Source organism: Algibacter pacificus (assembly GCF_008033385.1).
Lineage (GTDB): Bacteria > Bacteroidota > Bacteroidia > Flavobacteriales > Flavobacteriaceae > Algibacter > Algibacter pacificus.
The window spans coordinates 202,127-219,396 of the sequence record NZ_VOGY01000004.1 but is presented as its reverse complement, the minus strand read 5'-3'; the positions used below and the strand labels follow the sequence as shown (position 1 = coordinate 219,396).

Below are 17,270 nucleotides of genomic sequence, written 5' to 3'. Positions count from 1 at the left end.
GATGGAAAATAGAACAGATAAAAATTCATATACTATAATTTTTGCCATTGTTATGGTGTTAATTGTAGGTTCATTATTGGCTTTTACGGCATCTTCTTTAAAACCAAATATAGCCGAAAATAAACGTCTAGAAAAGCAACAAAACATTTTGTATGCTATGGGCGTAAACGAAAATGACGAAACTAGTGCTAATTTTGTTTCAACAGATAAGGCGCCTGAGTTATTTAAAAAATACATAAAAAAGCAATTGGTTATTCAAGATGGTAAAGTAACCGAAGATGACGAAGCTTATTTAATTGATGTAAAAAAAGAACAAGCCAATGCTAAATCAGGAAAAGCACGACGTTTACCTTTATTAGAAGGAGAAAAGGATGGTAAAACATTTTATATAGCTCCTATTAGAGGAAAAGGGCTTTGGGATGCTATTTGGGCCTATGTAGCTATGGACGAAAATATGGTGATTCAAGGCGCATATTTCGATCATAAAGGAGAAACCCCTGGATTGGGTGCAAATATTAAGCAACGTTTCTTTATGGACGACTTTATTGGTGAACACTTATTAGATGCTTCAAATAACTTTAAAGGAATTGATGTTTCTAAAAGCAATGCCGATCCAAAAAACGAAGATAAAACAGATAACGAAGTCGATGCTATTGCAGGAGCAACCATTACTGGTAATGGTGTTGCTGCCATGATAAAAAGCGATTTAAAGCTTTACGTACCGTTCTTCAAAAATTTAAAAAATAATTAATTTATGGGACTTTTATCAAAAAAAGACGCCAAGTTAATCACCGATCCATTAGCGGATAATAATCCAATTACTATTCAGGTTCTTGGTATATGTTCTGCTTTAGCAATTACTGCAGAGTTAAAAGCATCTATTGTAATGGCTGTTTCAGTAATGGCTGTTTTAGCAATAGGGAACGTTGTTATCTCTTTAATGAGAAACATTATTCCTTCAAAAATTAGAATTATTGTACAATTAGTCGTTGTTGCTGCTCTAGTAATTATTGTAGATCAAGTATTAAAAGCGTTTGCTTACGAGTTAAGTAAAACCCTTTCTGTATTTGTAGGTTTAATTATTACAAACTGTATCATTATGGGCCGTTTTGAGGCTTTTGCTTTAGCTAACAAACCTTGGAGATCTTTTCTTGATGGTATTGGTAATGCTGCAGGTTACGGCTTAATTCTTATTATAGTAGGGTTCTTTAGAGAGCTTTTAGGTTCTGGAACTTTATTAGGATTTAAAGTTTTAGGAGACCCTATTGAAAAAACTGGATTATACGCTATAGGTTATGAAAATAATGGTTTTATGTTATTATCGCCAATGGCTTTAATTGTAGTCGGTATTATCATTTGGATTCAACGTACTAAAAACACAGCATTAATAGAGGATCATTAAAATTGAGTTATTGTTGGTGATTGCTTTTTTGGTAATCAAAATACATAACTAATAACTAAAGAAATATGGAACATATAGAGTTATTTTTTAAATCAATATTTATCGACAACATGGTATTTGCTACGTTCTTAGGAATGTGTTCTTACCTGGCGGTATCTAAAAAAGTAAGTACAGCTGTTGGTTTAGGTGCAGCTGTAATTTTTGTATTGGCAATAACAGTGCCTTTAAACTGGTTGTTGGATCAGTATTTATTACAGCCAGGAGCCTTATCTTGGTTAGGTGAAGAGTATGCAAGTTACGATTTAAGTTTCCTTTCGTTTATCATGTTTATTGCAACAATTGCGACCATGGTACAATTAGTAGAAATTGTGGTTGAAAAATTTTCACCATCATCATACAATTCCTTAGGTATATTTTTACCATTAATTGCTGTAAACTGTGCCATTTTAGGAGGGTCGTTATTTATGCAATCTCGTGAAATACCTACTTTAGGTTTAGCTACAACATACGGAATAGGCTCTGGTATTGGATGGTTTTTAGCCATTTTAGCCATTGCAGCTATTCGTGAAAAAATTAGATATTCAAATGTGCCACCAGCATTAAGAGGTTTAGGAATTACATTTATCATTACAGGACTTATGGCGATTGGGTTTATGAGTTTTGGCGGTATGTTAACAGGAGGTGACGAAGAAGCTCCTAAAGAAGAGAAAACTGCAAAAGTAGATTCCAAAAAAGACAACAAAGAAGTGTTAGCTAACAACATAAAAGTAAATGAGTAATATGATATTAGCCGCAAGTACAACAGGAACAATAGTAGTAACAGTAATTGCTTTTTTAATTATTACGCTTTTACTCGTTGGTTTATTATTAGTTGTAAAACAAAAATTATCACCATCGGGACCTGTAAAGATTACCATTAATGGTGAAAAAGAGATTGAAGTGGCCTCTGGAGGAAGTTTACTTTCTACATTAGGAAACGCTAAAATATTCTTACCATCTGCCTGTGGTGGTGGTGGAACTTGTATTCAATGTGAATGTCATGTAAATTCTGGAGGCGGGGAAGCTTTACCAACAGAAGTACCTCATTTTACAAGAAAAGAATTACAACATGGTGCACGTTTAGCTTGTCAAGTTAAAGTGAAGCAAGACATGGACATCACGATTCCAGAAGAAGTATTTGGAATTAAGAAATGGGAAGCTGTTGTGGTTCGTAACTACAACGTAGCTTCGTTTATTAAAGAGTTCGTTGTTGAAATTCCAGAGGATATGGGATACAAAGCAGGTGGATATATTCAAATTGAAATTCCACCATGTGAAGTTAAATATTCAGATATGGATATTACGGCGCACCCTGAAGAACACGAAACACCAGATAAATTTCAAGCAGAATGGGACAAGTTTAAACTTTGGCCTTTAGTGATGAAAAACACCGAAACTGTTGAAAGAGCTTATTCTATGGCTTCTTACCCAGCAGAAGGGCGTGAAATTATGTTAAACGTACGTGTGGCTTGTCCGCCGTTCGATCGCGCTAAAGGCGGATGGATGGATGTAAATCCAGGTATAGCTTCTTCTTATATTTTTAACCAAAAACCTGGAGATAAAGTAACTATTTCTGGACCTTACGGTGAATTCTTCATCAATGAGTCGGATAGCGAAATGCTTTATGTTGGCGGTGGTGCAGGTATGGCTCCAATGCGCTCTCATTTATATCACTTATTCAAAACCTTAAAAACAGGTCGTAAAGTAACTTATTGGTATGGTGGACGTTCTAAACGTGAGTTATTCTATTTAGAGCATTTTTATGAGTTAGAAAAAGAATTTCCAAACTTTAAGTTTTACCTAGCACTATCTGAACCTTTAGAGGAAGATAATTGGAAAGTAAAAAAGGATATCGATTCACCAGGTGATGGTTTTGTAGGATTTATTCATAATTGTGTTATCGATAACTATTTAAGTAAGCATGAATCTCCAGAAGATATAGAATTATACTTTTGTGGGCCTCCATTAATGAATAAAGCGGTTCAAAAAATGGGAGAAGATTTTGGAATCCCTGATGAACATATTAGATTTGATGATTTCGGAGGATAATCTAAATGTATTAAAATATAGTATTCCAAAGTAAATCTAGGAATCTTAATTATAACAACCCTATCTGGTAAAAAAACAGATAGGGTTTTTTTGTGCTCAATATTTAGTATGAGTTTTTATGTGTTTTGTTTGAGTAGTACGTTACAGCAATTCGATTTAAATGCGGTAATAATACTGAGTAGGTGCTTATATCATTAAAGAAAAAATTAAATATTGATCGCGGTCTTAAATTTTTTACTAAAAAGTAGGGTAACAATTTTAAAACCTTTTTGATATAAGTACGAGGAACAAATTTAAAACACTATTTATTATGAAAAATTTATTAAAACTAGTATGCATGTTATTTGTATTTGTGAATACATTTTCTGCACAGGCTCAAAATTTGCCATTAGAAACTAATTATTTACAAATAAGCCCAAGAGTGGGTTATGATTTTCCAAGCTATAATAACAATACGCCTTATATCGATTATAACGGCGGATTAGAGTTAGGATTATCGGTAGATTACTACTGGAATTGGTTTGGTATTGGTGCCGATTTCGATTACATCAACAATAAACCTGAAAGTGTTTATCCAACAGCAGATTTATTCGAATTTGATAAAACAACGGCTATTAATAGCTTCACATTATCCGAAGATAAAATTACGAGAATGTTTTATGGTATTGGACCCGATTTTCAATATCGAACGCCTTCCGGTAAGTTTACTGCGGAATTAAATACGCGGGTGGGACTGGCTTCCATTAAAGGCGGTCGTACGGAACTTATCGGTACTTCGACAGCATTTAATGTTTTTCCATTAAACTTTCATGCGGGATACAAAGATTCAGGCGTATTTTCTACAAAAGGACAAGTCCGTTTTACTTATTTCTTTAATAAGAATTTCGGTGTTAATGCTGGTGGTTATTATATGCGCCACTTTGATGTCGAGGAATTAAATGAATCTGGAAGATCTGCAAGTTATCAACCTGTTAGTGCTGCTTTAGTTAGCGCAGAAGAGCCTATTATGGCATTAGATGGTCACCCTTTATTAAGAGAAGAACCTTGCGATTGTGATATTTCATCTGTTGGAGCATTTGTAGGTATTACGTATAAATTCACAAAAAAAGAAAATGTTTGCCCAGTGTGTAAAGAAGATCATTTTCCACATTGTTGTGCAACTTGTGGTTGTGGTGTAACTGTAACCGCTAAAGATAAATTTACTGGAGATACCTTAGCCGATACCGATGTGGTATTAGCCGATATGAGTGGCAATATTGTAAAGACAGGAACTACTAATTCTTACGGTGTGGTTGTATTTAGTGATGTAGCCGAGAATAATTATATAATTCGTGGAAAGCTTTATGATGTAGCTTTAGAAGAAAGTAGTATCTCTGTAGATGAGTTTAAAGATTGCAAAAAAGATGGGGCAGGGATTCAAAAAGTAATTCTGTACGGCGATTTAAACTTCATATTAAAAGGAAATGTTGTAGAGTGTAATTCTGATACAGCGATTCAAGGTGTCGATGTGATGCTTAAAGATAAAGTAAATGTGGGACAGAAAAATACATTGTCTGATAACGACGGTAACTTTATATTTCATTTAAAACAAGCGTCAACTTTTGAAATTAGTGGTAAAAAGGATGGTTACTATTCAAATAAAGTAGAAGTTTCTACCAATGCTCTTAACCGAAATAACACCTTATTTATAGATTTTGAAATGTGTGTAGATCCATGTGGTAAAGCTATAAAACTTGATAATATTAATTTCGATTTAGATAAGGCTATCATATTGCCGGCATCTATTCCAGATTTACAACGCGTGGTTCGCTTAATGCAAGATAATCCGAATATTACAGTCGAAATGTCATCACATACCGATAGTCAAGGTAGCGATTCGTACAACCAAAGTTTATCTCAACGTCGTGCCGATGCTACTGTAAATTATATTATAAGTCAAGGGATTTCAAGAGATCGATTAATTGCCAGAGGTGCAGGTGAAAGTGAACTTAAAAACACCAAATGTGCTAATAATGTACCGTGTACAGACGATGAACACCGTGTTAATCGTAGAACAGAATTTAAAGTCGTGTGCTTTTAATATAATAATTGAGTTAGTTAATTGGTTGATTTAGTTAGTCAGAAAGTCAGGGCAGTAAAAAGCTGCCTTGACTTCATTAAAATTTAGAAATTATGAAAATATTAAATATAAACTTAGTAAAAGAAATTAAAAGATTGAATCCTTATTTTGGCATTTTGTTAGCCGTTTCCATGTTGAATGTATCATGTGATGGAGAAGAAGGCTGTGGCTATGGAGTTATTTTTGATTGTGAAGTATTACAGTTAAATTTTGAAGAAGCTTGCGATTCTAATGGCGATGGAGAACTGGATGGTAAAGTCAATGAATTCTGTGAATGTATTCCAGAACGAGAGGTCGCTACCTTTTATGAATGTCCAGGATTTATACAAAATGGAAGTTTTGAAACCCTTACCGGAGATCCAAATGCTTCTGTGGATCAAGATATCGATTTAGCAACGCATTGGAAGCCTTTGTGGCAAAATGGTAGTCTAGCCGATTTGTTTAACGATACCACAACATCTTACGGAGCAGGTTGCTTTAATGGACCTACACCATTATCTGGAGCTTATGCTGGTATGTGGATTGAGAATAGTACTAGTTTAACTCGTCCGGCTACTTATAGAGAAGGAATGTTTAATGAATTGGCAGGTACCATTTTTCAAAATACAGGAAGCTATACTTTAACTTTAGATTATGCGAACATGAGTATAAATTGTGGAGCCTCTAATGCTGTAAAAGTCGGTGTTTATGGGGTGTATCATCCAATAGCAGATCCACTTCCTGCCAATCCAACAGGTTTAAATACACCTTCAAATTTAGATTTGTTTGGTGCTGTAAATACGGTGTTTCTAGGTGAAATTACCATTACAGCAACAACTCCGGGTACTTGGACAACCACATCTTTTAGCATTGATTCTGGTGCCTTAACATTTCCAACAAACGGTATCAATCATATTATGATTACCAATTCTCATCAACCCTTTGATGATTATGGTAAAATGTTTTTAGGATTTGATAATTTTTGTTTAATAAATGAAACGGTTAAATAAGGGCTTTAAATCTATTCTGTTTGCAGTTTATAAAATCAAATGGACCATAAATCTACTGAAAACGACCATTCCGCTATTCGGTGTTATTCTTAATCCTAAATAGTGGAATATTTGTAAGGCTATTAATCAACAAAAAAGGCGATGGCGAAAATTTTCAAAATCGTCTTTTTACTATTGAGAGTTATTAAAATCGTACAACAGTTGGTTTTTCTTATATTTTCAGGCTGTAATATAACTGTTTAGAAATTCGAAATCATGACCAATTTTTAAATATTAATAGTATTAAAAAATGATTAGATCTTCTATAAACCAATATTCATTTTAAAAATAATATAATGATCAAATATCTTCAACTCATATTAGAACCAAATGAAAAATTACTTTGGAAAGGTAGGCCTGAGTTAAAAACGATTTTACTTTTCTCTTGTTTATTGATCATTATTTTTTTAGGGGTTTCCATGCTATTTTTTTTAAACTCAAATAATGCAGATTGTATTTTTAAAGGACTAAAAACCTATAATATAGCCTGTCTTCAATCCTTAAATATGTTGTGTTTGGGTTTTGCTCTCCTAGCATTTTTAACCCCATTTGCCACTTATGTATATTATGATATTACGGAATATGCCATTACAAGTAAGCGTATTTTAATAAAAACAGGGCTTATAGGTGCCAATGTACGTTCTATATATTTTAGTCAAATTAAGGACTCTTTTATACACGTTAGTGTTTTGGATAGATTAGCGGGATCCGGAACTATTTTAATAGATACAGGTCTTGTAAAATCAACTAAAAGAGAGGGTGGTAAAATAATATATAGTAGATTTCTATTTCTAAATGCACCACTTAAAGTGTATGGGGTAATGCAAGATTGTTTGCCTGCGTCTAAAGAAAGAGTACTTTTAGAACAACTGTATTACGAAAGCAACAAGGGAAACCGTAAGGGAATTTTCCAAAAAAAAGGTTCATAATTAGTAGGCTATTTTTAGAAAACAAATATTAAAAACTATATTTATAAACAGAATTAACTAAAATCGATTATTTATGAAAATTACAAAAATTGTATTACCAATAGTAACCATATTTTTAATGGTTAGTTTTAATGCTTGTAGCAAAATAGAGGAATATAAATATGAAAAACCAAAAGGACTTATTAGTAATAAAGTAGCAAATATTAAAGAAGAATTGTATAAAGCAGCAGTATATAATATTATAAAAGATACCTTATTGGATAGTAAGATACCTGTAAAATTAAACCGAGAAATATGGTTTGATATAGATGAATTAGAAAATTATATTCATTATGTTAGAGAAACATCTAAAAAACAAGGATATAGTAATTTAGGTTTACGAGTTTATTTAGGAGCGGTAAAGGAAAAAGGCAAGATTGAAACCACTATGTTTTTCGCTCCAACACATTCTGAAGAAATCACACGGTCTGCCGGATCAAGGAATAAAAATAGTTCAAATATTGAATGTTTAAATTATGGCACGGCGGGCGAGGAACCAGAAGAACTAGATTAACTATATGTTTACAACAACAAGAATTATATTATGGTCTTTTCAAGCGTTGGCTTTTATAGTTGCTGTTTTGTTATGGCATAAATATAAAAATACGCCTCAGCGCGGTTTTTTAGGATTCTTGGCTTTTGTGGTTTTTACAGAGGTTGCTGCCGTAGTTTGTGTGTCTATGTGCCATATTAAAAGTTACTGGGTGTATAATATGTTTACGGTAATTTCTGGTAGCTTTTATCTGTATTGGTTTTATCAAATTTTAAGTTATAAAAAACTAATATTAGCATTTGGGTTATTATTTTTTATTTCTATAGTTTTAGCTTTGTTTCAAGAGCGTTTTTTTTTAGGTCTTTGGCGAATTCCATTAACCACAATTACGGTTTTAGTTTTAATATGTTCAACGCTTTATTTTTCAGAATTACTAAATAGCAGTCGAGTTATTACCTTTAAAACCGAGCAGCAATTTTGGTTAGTTACAGGACTGTTAATATTCTATTTAGGATTTTTACCTTTACAATTATTAATGCCATATATTAAAATCAAGGGTGCCGATTATCTATTTGCAATTATGTTATTAAATATTATTATGTACGGGTTTTTTACAATTAGCTTTTTATGTTTAAGGAAGAAATAAACTCCATTTTTATCATTATTTTTTTCATTACGCTTTTAGTAGTGCTCGCCTTAGTATTTTTATTTGTGGTATTTACCAATAGAAAAAATAAGCTAATCAATGAAAATTTAGAATCGGCATTAGAGAATCAAAAAAAGCAACATGAGTTAGAGCTAAAAGCCTTGCGAGCACAAATGAATCCACATTTTGTACATAATTCATTGAATGCTATTCAATATTATATTCAGCAAAATGATGTTGAAACGTCGGAAGATTATTTAGCTAAGTTTTCAAAATTGATGCGGCAATTTTTCGAATTTTCAAGAAAACAATATATTAGAGTAAGTGAAGAAATTAGCCTTTTAGAAAATTATCTTCAAATAGAAAAGTTGCGTTTTGAAGAAGAGCTAGAATACCAAATCATTGTAGATTCTGAATTAGATCCCGATGATTTTCAAATACCAACGATGATTATTCAACCCTTAGTTGAAAATGCCATAAATCATGGATTGTTTAATAAAAAAGGGACTGGAAGCGTTATCATTCATTTTAATTATTTATCAGAAAGTAGTTTTGAAGTTTTGGTTATTGATGATGGGATAGGTATTAAACAAGCAAAGAAATTGAACCATAATATTTTAAAGGAAAACGAGTCGCATTCTTCAGCAGTATTAGCCGAACGCTTGCACTTTTTAAATCAAAGAGGCTTATGGCATGTGGATTACAAAATTGAAGATCGATCGCTAAGCGAAGAAAAATCAGGTACAAAAGTCACTTTAAAATTTAGTCAGAATATAAATGATGAAGATTAAAACCATACTGATAGACGATGAACGCAAAGCCTTAGCTATTTTAAAAAATAAGATAGAACGCTTGTGTCCCAATATAGAAATTATAGCCGAAACACAAAGTCCTGTAGAAGGTGTGGCGCTTATAAAAAAGCTAGAACCACAGCTCATTTTTTTAGATATTGCCATGCCAGATTTAAATGGGTTTGATGTTTTACAACAGTTTTCGGAACCCAATTTTGAAATTATTTTTGCCACAGCATTTAACGATTATGCCATAGACGCTATTAAACATTGTGCTATTGGTTACCTAGTAAAACCTATTGATAATGCCGATTTGGTAGCAGCAGTTAAAAATGCCTCAAAAAATATTGAAGAAAAAACAGCCCTCGCAAAAAACAAATTACTTATTGAAAATCTCGGGGTACAAACTTTTCAGAATAAAAAAATAGTTATACCATCGCAAGACGGGTTAGAATTTGTTAAAATGGTGGATATTATTTTTTGCGAAGGCGTCGAAGGCTATACCAAAATTCATTTTATAAATAGAAAGCCTATGTTAAGTTCTCATAGTATCGGGCATTTTAGTAAGTTACTTGATAATAGCGATTTTTATTTGGTACACAAATCTTATTTTGTAAACCTAAGTTATATTGAAAAATATTTAAATGAAGGTTATCTTATTTTATCTGAAAATCATAAAGTTCCAGTTTCAAGGAATAGGCGACAAGATTTTTTAAATAATTTGAAAAACTGATAAATAAAAACAAAATCAATTCCTTTTTTATGTGAAAATGTTGCAGGTATTTTTATATCGAATCAAAATAGTGCCCAACAGCAGTGAGCATACTATAAAAGCGAAAACAGTATGGTCGATTTTAAAGAAAACTGTACTATAATTTTAGTTTTTGTGTTGGTTTCGTTTTTTAAGAACGAAAAAAACAATTAGAATGACGAACGCGGCACAAACAAAATACCACCAATTTAGGTTTGAAGAAGAATTCAAATTAATAGGTGCGGTATCTCCAATTAAAATTAAACCAGCCCAGTATTCAGGTCTTACCGTTCTGCCTTCAGCTGATGAGATATAGTGTAATTTTGCTTGTTGCAATGCTTTGTTCTTTGGTAAACCTTGTTTAATATTTTTAAAAAATAATTCAATAATTTCGGCACTCGATTTTTTATCAATTTTCCAAAGGCTGGTTAGAATGCTTTCGCTGCCTGCATAGTTAAAAGCATGAGCTAACGATATCATACCTTCTCCTGCCTGATAGCTGGGTTTTCCGGTTTCGCAAGCGGTTAAAATTGCTAGATTGGCATTTAGGTTTTCATTGTAAATCTCATAGGTGTAAAGTGAATTGTCTTCTTCAGGACTATTTTTTGCAAAAATCAATCGCGATAATTCGGGCGATATATTATTAGATTCTGCGTGTGTGCCAATATGAATGATTTTATGTTCGTTGGCTTCATTTTTAAATATTTGTTTCGAGGCGTTTTCATTAATAAAGAACGTTCCATTAAATAATTGCGAATATTCTTTTGCCAAATTTCAACCCTGCTTTAGCGCCTATTTTTATATCTTGAGCATTCGCTGTGAAAATTACAGTTAAAATAGCAATGGTTATTACATGGACTTTTTTCATTTTGTTAGGTTTTAATTCGTGTGATTTTTTATTTTTTTTGAAAAGCTATAAGGTAAATTATAGCTGGATAGCGTAATTTTTGTTGCTTTTACATGATTTTGGTTTTATGGTTATTTACACTACATCGAAACAGTTTAAAAATGTCATCATTAATCAGAACATTTATTTTATTTTTGTATTATGAGTAAACCACTATCAAAACAAGAACTTCATAATTTGGCCATGAACCACGTTGGAAAAGACTTAGAACAACGCGGTTTTGAGTTTATTGCCATAAATAGTAAACTAAAAAAACACCCACAATTTGTTTGTATGGACAAAACCAAACAGTATTTTTTTGTTATTGTTAGGGCCGTTATTCTTCCAGAAAATCCTAACAATTACGACGTAGTTTGGATGGAAAGTTTTAAAAAACACGCCCGTGAAAACGATGCCAAAGTACTCTACGCAGGAGTTGGTATTGGGAGTTTAAATGGTGAAAATGAAAATTTATATTTAAATGAAGAGTACCTTATGGAGTATAACGGTATTCAGGTATTAGACACGAATTTAAACTAAATGAAAAACCTGTATTTTTTACTAGGTATCCTGTTGTTTGCTTCCTGTAAGCAAAATCAAACCTCTAAAACATTAACTGAAAAACAAAATACCTTATTACAAGGTTCTGTATTTGGAACGTTTTATCAAGTGACCTATAGTTCGGAAATTAATTACCAAAAAGAACTGGATAGCTTGTTTTTTATAATTAATAAATCGATGTCTACTTACCAAAAAGACTCCGATATTTCAAAATTAAATAGAAATGAATCTGTAGCGGTAGACGAGCATTTTAAAAAGGTATACCTAAATTCTAAAATTATTTTTAAAGCCACAAATGGTGCTTTCGACCCTACTATTGGCGCGGTAGTTAATGCATGGGATTTTGGTCCACAGGGGAAAATAGTAGATTTAGATAGCCTTAAAATTGAACATTTAATGCAATCTGTAGGTTTGGATCGAGTAAAGTTGGTTGGAGACAGTATTATTAAACCAGTAGGTACCTTTATCGATTTTAATGCCATAGCAAAAGGGTATGGGGTAGATGTTGTTGGGGAGTTTTTGGAACGAAAAAAAATAAAAAATTACCTTATCGATATTGGAGGAGAACTTCGGGCAAGAGGTTCGAATTTAGATAGTAAAAAGCCTTGGAGAGTAGGTGTAGAAAATCCTAATTTTAACGGCACACAATCTATAAATAAAGTTATTTTTCTAAACGATAAAGCCATGGCAACATCGGGAACTTATAGAAAATATAAAGTAGATGAAAAAGGAAACCGTTACGCACATATCATTGATACCAAAACTGGCTACCCGAGTAAAACCAATTTGTTAAGTATTTCTGTTATAGCCAATGATTGTATGACAGCCGACGCCTATGCTACGGCGTTTAAAGCCATGGGGATAGAAAACATCAAATTATTTTTAAAAAATCACCCAGAGCTTAAAGTGTTTTTAATTTTTGAAAATGAAAATTCAGAATTAGAAACTCTAGCATTGAATGGGTTTTTGGAGTAATACTTATTTATAGATTTCTATTTTAAAGGGCAATCAAAAGACGTTTTTCTTAATCGTAATTAATGTTAAATTTGCACCGGTACATCTCGAACTAGATATTTTAGCCGGTTTAGTTTATTTAGTAATTTTATAGATTTATATTCAAAAATATCACTTAAGGCAGGATCGGTATGTCGAAAGTTATAGGCTTGCTCAACCAAGGCTTTATAACGCTGGTTTAATCGATTTTCAGTGGTTCTAAGGCTGTCAATTCTGTTCATGGTGGTTGTAAAAAAGTTAGTAGTAATAAATATACACTTTTTTATTTAATTATTGTTTTTCTTACTTTAAAAACCGTTTGTCTTTAATTATTGCTTTTTTTTATTGTAATTTGAAAAAAAAAAATCCGAATACAACTTAAATTGCATTCGAATTTTATATTTCGTGTATAAATATTAGTCTTGTAAGGCAAAAACTTTTTGTAATAAAGCAGTCGATCTAGCGCCTACTTTGGTACGAATTTCAGCCTCTCCAACCGCAATCATAGCATATACACCCTTTAAAGCTTGTGCTGTTACATAATCTGTTAAATCTGGATTTACACTTTTTGTAAACGGAATGGTATTGTATTTCGTAATTAAATTATTCCAAACTTGATCGGCACCCACTTTACTAAAAGAACTTTTAATTACGGGGTTAAATTTATCGTAAAGTGCCGTTTGTGTTTTAGAAGTTAAATATTGAGTTGCAGCATCGTTGCTACCAAGTAATATGTTTTTTGCATCGGCAAAAGTGATTTCTTTTACAGCATTTACAAAAATAGGAGTGGCTTCTTTTACAGCATCTTCAGCAGCTCTATTTAATATTTTTAAACCTTCATCAGCAAGACTTCCTAAACCTATATCTCTAAGGGTTTTATCTACTTTTTGTAATTCGTCGGGTAACATAATTTTTGCCAAATCATTGTTTAAAAAACCATCTTTTTGTGTTAATTTAGTAACCTGTTTGTTAATTCCAAGTTCTAGAGCTTGGCGTAATCCAGAAGCAATATCAGCATTACTTAAAACACCGCTTGTTTGTGGTAATTGGTTAACAACTTGTTGAAGCTCGGCACAACCGGTAAGATTAAAAAGAAATAAGAAAACGAGAACTTTACGTATCATAATATATAGTTATAAATTATAAACAAAGATATATTTTAGGATTGAAAACCAATCTATTTTTTTAAAATACTATTTTAGCATAATAATTGTTATCTATGTTTAATAGATATTTAAAAGTAGATTCAAGCTTAAGATTAATTATAATGAAAATAAAAAAACAATTACTTTACTTACTCTTTGTGTTAATTCCCTCTCTCTTTTTTGGGCAAATACATATTTCTAATAAAATAAAAGAATCTTCAATTGCAACAACTGAAGATAATGCCCTGTATTTTATCGATTTTTGGGCCACTTGGTGCGGACCTTGTATCCATGTTTCAAAATATTTGGAATCGTTACAAAAACAGTTTCCAGAAAATTTTTATATCCTATCCTTAACCAAGGAAAATGAAGATGTTGTTAATCGTTTTATGGCCAAGAACACTATGGGGCTTGCGGTAGGAATAGATTTTGAAGGAGAAACCTTTGCTAAAAATAACATATCAACCTTGCCTTACGGTATTTTATTTAATGCTGAAGGTAAAAAACTTTGGGAAGGACATGCGGCTGAATTAAAATCATATGATATAGCTAGTTATTTGCGTGCAAATAAAACAACAATATCCATAGAAAACTTTTTTAAGTTAGAAGCATATAAGCAAGAGGTTGTTGTTGATAATGATGATAATAAACGTAAGTCTTTTAGTGTTTTAGAATTGGATGTAGATCCAGAAATAAATTCTGGTATCCAAATGGTAACCAAACATGGTTTTTTAGAAATTGAAGGGCGTTTACAGGATATTTTGGCTTATGCACTCCATTGCAATAAGGCGCAAATTAAAATTCCAACAGAGGTGAATAAATATTATAAAATGTCTTTTGAAGAAGGTTCTAAAGCCTTTGAAAACAAAGAAACTTATATTTCTAGAGCTTTAAAACTGAAAGAAAAAATATTTGAGAAAGAAGGTGAAGTATTCTTTTTAAATATTGATAATCCCAACTTTTGGGATACCAACCAGATAGAATGGGGGGTGGGTAATCCAAAATATTTAATTGGAGATTCTGATATTCAGGCCGATAATGTATCTTTTAACGATGTGTTTTATCAATTGTCTAACTTACTAGAAAGACCTATTATTGTGAATGAAAATTATGAAGCCGATAGCACATTACACGATTGGCAAATTCATTACAAATATTTTGAGTTTATGAGCACCAACCTTGAAGAGTACGGTGTTAAGATAGAAAAGAAAGTGGCAACATATCCAGAATACGTTTATAGAGCGCGATAGTTTGGTGGTATAGTTTGTTTTTTAATAAAAGTTGAATAACATATTGTTATATCAATTGAAATATTTGATGAAAACCTAGTGAATAGAGCATATCATTGATCATTTTGTAAAATTTGTATAAATAGGAAAAATAATTTAAAAAAAGGACTTGTTTGTGCTTTGACTAATAATATTGCAGATTTTAATGATCATTGTACCTTTTTTGATCTAGATAAATCTGAATTTGAAAAATATCAGAATAGGTTTAAGAATGAAATTAACGAGAACTATGCGACTAATAATTTTGAGAAGTTTTTTACAGAATCTTCATTTGTTAAACCAACCAACTCTAGAAATTCAAAATTTAAGTCAGTTGCCCAAACCCATAATTTAAATTTCAAAAATGATATCGCTTTTGATAAAGCAATTTTAATTCTAATGTGCCTAGCGGGGCTATATGTTTTCTTCGTAAATTATAGTGATATAATAAACGCAACTGTTAAAAATGAAATTTTAATTGGGTTTGCATTTATGTGTATATTTATGAGTGTTCTTGCCTATCGCGTATATTTTATGCAGCACAAAACCAAAATATCAATTACAAAAAACGGCATTGAATATCATGGAAATACGCTGTATTGGAATAATATTGTAGACTATGGTATATTAAGAGCGAATAGCACGAGTGTTAATGAACATAAAATAATTATAGGAACCATTACAAAAGGTATTGTTGAAATTGATTTAACCGCTTTAAATATAAGTCCCGAAGAATTTATAGATATAATAAGATTAAACACAAAAAAACGATTAATAGCGTAATTAACAATTAAGATAATTTAGTAATATGTTGAAGATTTTTTCTTTTGAAAATCCTTGCAAAAAATAACTGAAGTTGTTTTTATTTCAGATTCCTTGTTGTAGAAGATAGTTAAAAAAAGCCTTTTAATAACTTTAAGAAACAAAAAATGCTCCTCAAATATAGAGGAGCATTTTCCTTTAAACTATTACCAGTAGTTTAAAAGTATTAATAAATTTAGACTTATTGAATAATTCTAAATTCTGTACGTCTGTTCTTTTGGTGTTCAGTTTCAGAACATTCAACACCATTAGCACAACGGTTTACTAATCTTGTTTCACCATATCCACGAGCAGTTAATCTGTTTCTTGAAATACCTTTAGATACTAAATAGTTAACAACAGAGTTAGCACGTTGTTGAGATAAAGACATGTTGAAATCGTCGTTTCCTCTAGAATCTGTATGAGACATTAATTCAATACTAACAGGTTTACTGTTTAATAAAGGTAATAAGGTATCATCAATAATTTTTTTAGATGCAGGTGTAATTCGAGCGCTACCTAATTCGTAAAAAATTGGTAATACGTTTGCGTCTAATAATCCACAATCAACTTCTTCCCAAGTTGTAATTCCACCTTTTTTAGCTAATACTGTTCTTGTATACGTTTTATATTTAGCAGGTATAGTTACCGATCTTGTAGTTGCTTCAGTATCTACAATTTGACGCGTAATAGTACTATATTCTGCAGGAATTTCAACTTCATCCATTCTAGCAGGTGTTTTAATTACACGTTTTTTGTATGTTGTTCTAACTTCAGGAATAGATTTAGAACTTGTAGTAGCGTCTTTTGTTAAAGTGGTGTAAGTAATGTCGCTGTATTGTGCAGGATATTCAACAAAACAAGCTACAACACAATCCTCTTTGTTAGGAGAGTCACATACGGTTTCTTTATACTGCCATCCAGAAGTTGCAGGATAAGATTCGTAATTTTTAGAGTTAGATCCAAAAGTTGCAGGGTTAATAGATAAATCTGTTCTTGCAGCTTTTTGAACATAAGGAACTTCTACAGTTTCGTAAGTAGCAGGTACATAAACGAATTTTTTAGTCGCTTCTTTAATTAAAACACGTTCTTCAACAGTTTTGTAAGTTGCAGGAATAACTTCTAAAGTTGTATATGCTGGATATACTTCAATGGTTTCTTCTACAGTTTTAAACTCGTCTTTTGTAATACATTTTACGTAACATTTCCCAGGCGAAGGATTAGCGGGTAAATTTTGGGCTTGAGAGAATCCGAAACCTAGAACAAAAGCTAGGCATAAAAATAAATTTGTTTTCATAAAAAATTAAAATTTAGATAATGGTTAAAGTTT

20 protein-coding genes are annotated in these 17,270 nt (G+C 31.8%); 15 read left to right on the top strand and 5 right to left on the bottom strand.

The features are described 5' to 3' along the window. Position 1 precedes the first annotated feature (1 nt). The 11 genes from FQU21_RS08075 to FQU21_RS08025 all read left to right on the top strand — a co-directional run bounded on the left by FQU21_RS08075 (position 2) and on the right by FQU21_RS08025 (position 10,268). Positions 2-751: a Na(+)-translocating NADH-quinone reductase subunit C gene (locus FQU21_RS08075; protein ID WP_147677491.1), complete on the top strand. Its 750-nt coding sequence runs from the start codon at positions 2-4 to the stop codon at positions 749-751. Between the two features lie 3 nt (positions 752-754). Next, positions 755-1,402, top strand: a complete 648-nt coding sequence (locus FQU21_RS08070) for an NADH:ubiquinone reductase (Na(+)-transporting) subunit D (protein ID WP_147677490.1) — start codon at positions 755-757, stop codon at positions 1,400-1,402. A 65-nt stretch (positions 1,403-1,467) separates the two neighbouring features. Then, the gene (nqrE, locus tag FQU21_RS08065; RefSeq protein ID WP_147677489.1) at positions 1,468-2,181 is read left to right on the top strand and encodes an NADH:ubiquinone reductase (Na(+)-transporting) subunit E; all 714 of its coding nucleotides are present in this window, start codon (positions 1,468-1,470) and stop codon (positions 2,179-2,181) included. A 1-nt stretch (position 2,182) separates the two neighbouring features. Beyond that, a complete protein-coding gene (gene nqrF, locus FQU21_RS08060; RefSeq protein ID WP_147677632.1) occupies positions 2,183-3,490 on the top strand; it encodes an NADH:ubiquinone reductase (Na(+)-transporting) subunit F in 1,308 nt (435 codons plus the stop codon). Between the two features lie 310 nt (positions 3,491-3,800). Continuing rightward, the gene (locus FQU21_RS08055) at positions 3,801-5,570 is read left to right on the top strand and encodes an OmpA family protein (RefSeq protein WP_147677488.1); all 1,770 of its coding nucleotides are present in this window, start codon (positions 3,801-3,803) and stop codon (positions 5,568-5,570) included. Positions 5,571-5,662: 92 nt separating this feature from the next. Beyond that, a complete protein-coding gene (locus FQU21_RS08050) occupies positions 5,663-6,598 on the top strand; it encodes a hypothetical protein (RefSeq protein WP_147677487.1) in 936 nt (311 codons plus the stop codon). 335 nt (positions 6,599-6,933) lie between these two features. Next, positions 6,934-7,566 carry a PH domain-containing protein gene (locus FQU21_RS08045; RefSeq protein WP_147677486.1) on the top strand — a complete coding sequence of 211 codons (633 nt, stop codon included), beginning with the start codon at positions 6,934-6,936 and terminating at the stop codon, positions 7,564-7,566. A 73-nt stretch (positions 7,567-7,639) separates the two neighbouring features. Further along, the gene (locus FQU21_RS08040) at positions 7,640-8,119 is read left to right on the top strand and encodes a hypothetical protein (protein ID WP_147677485.1); all 480 of its coding nucleotides are present in this window, start codon (positions 7,640-7,642) and stop codon (positions 8,117-8,119) included. 4 nt (positions 8,120-8,123) lie between these two features. Continuing rightward, positions 8,124-8,744: a hypothetical protein gene (locus tag FQU21_RS08035; protein ID WP_147677484.1), complete on the top strand. Its 621-nt coding sequence runs from the start codon at positions 8,124-8,126 to the stop codon at positions 8,742-8,744. Continuing rightward, positions 8,726-9,535 (top strand): sensor histidine kinase, encoded by an 810-nt coding sequence (locus tag FQU21_RS08030; protein ID WP_147677483.1) that lies wholly within the window; start codon positions 8,726-8,728, stop codon positions 9,533-9,535. The genes FQU21_RS08035 and FQU21_RS08030 overlap by 19 nt, the downstream gene beginning before the upstream one ends. Next, a complete protein-coding gene (locus FQU21_RS08025) occupies positions 9,522-10,268 on the top strand; it encodes a LytR/AlgR family response regulator transcription factor (RefSeq protein WP_246124794.1) in 747 nt (248 codons plus the stop codon). Before FQU21_RS08030 ends, FQU21_RS08025 begins: the two co-directional genes overlap by 14 nt. A 144-nt stretch (positions 10,269-10,412) precedes the next feature. Here the strand turns inward: FQU21_RS08025 and FQU21_RS08020 are convergent, their stop codons facing one another. Both FQU21_RS08020 and FQU21_RS17785 read right to left on the bottom strand, forming a co-directional pair. Further along, a complete protein-coding gene (locus FQU21_RS08020; protein ID WP_147677482.1) occupies positions 10,413-11,057 on the bottom strand; it encodes a CHAT domain-containing protein in 645 nt (214 codons plus the stop codon). After that, positions 11,029-11,154 carry a hypothetical protein gene (locus FQU21_RS17785; protein WP_262712750.1) on the bottom strand — a complete coding sequence of 42 codons (126 nt, stop codon included), beginning with the start codon at positions 11,152-11,154 and terminating at the stop codon, positions 11,029-11,031. The genes FQU21_RS08020 and FQU21_RS17785 overlap by 29 nt, the downstream gene beginning before the upstream one ends. A gap of 180 nt (positions 11,155-11,334) precedes the next feature. Here FQU21_RS17785 and FQU21_RS08015 point away from each other — a divergent pair, with 180 nt between their 5' ends. Next, the gene (locus tag FQU21_RS08015; RefSeq protein ID WP_147677481.1) at positions 11,335-11,712 is read left to right on the top strand and encodes a Na(+)-translocating NADH-quinone reductase subunit F; all 378 of its coding nucleotides are present in this window, start codon (positions 11,335-11,337) and stop codon (positions 11,710-11,712) included. Next, on the top strand, positions 11,713-12,708 hold the full coding sequence (locus tag FQU21_RS08010; protein ID WP_147677480.1) for an FAD:protein FMN transferase: 996 nt from the start codon (positions 11,713-11,715) through the stop codon (positions 12,706-12,708). Positions 12,709-12,773: 65 nt separating this feature from the next. Here FQU21_RS08010 and FQU21_RS08005 read toward each other — a convergent pair whose 3' ends face one another. Further along, complete coding sequence (locus tag FQU21_RS08005) at positions 12,774-12,968, bottom strand: Lacal_2735 family protein (protein ID WP_147677479.1); 195 nt, start codon at positions 12,966-12,968, stop codon at positions 12,774-12,776. 174 nt (positions 12,969-13,142) lie between these two features. Continuing rightward, on the bottom strand, positions 13,143-13,850 hold the full coding sequence (locus FQU21_RS08000; RefSeq protein ID WP_147677478.1) for a DUF4197 domain-containing protein: 708 nt from the start codon (positions 13,848-13,850) through the stop codon (positions 13,143-13,145). Between the two features lie 143 nt (positions 13,851-13,993). On the opposite strand from FQU21_RS08000, the gene FQU21_RS07995 reads away from it, so the two are divergent. Further along, entirely contained in the window at positions 13,994-15,121 is a 1,128-nt protein-coding gene (locus FQU21_RS07995) for a TlpA family protein disulfide reductase (protein WP_187269348.1), read from the top strand. A 159-nt stretch (positions 15,122-15,280) separates the two neighbouring features. After that, complete coding sequence (locus tag FQU21_RS07990; RefSeq protein WP_147677476.1) at positions 15,281-15,922, top strand: hypothetical protein; 642 nt, start codon at positions 15,281-15,283, stop codon at positions 15,920-15,922. A gap of 220 nt (positions 15,923-16,142) precedes the next feature. Here FQU21_RS07990 and FQU21_RS07985 read toward each other — a convergent pair whose 3' ends face one another. Further along, entirely contained in the window at positions 16,143-17,237 is a 1,095-nt protein-coding gene (locus tag FQU21_RS07985; RefSeq protein WP_147677475.1) for an OmpA family protein, read from the bottom strand. Positions 17,238-17,270: the final 33 nt, after the last annotated feature.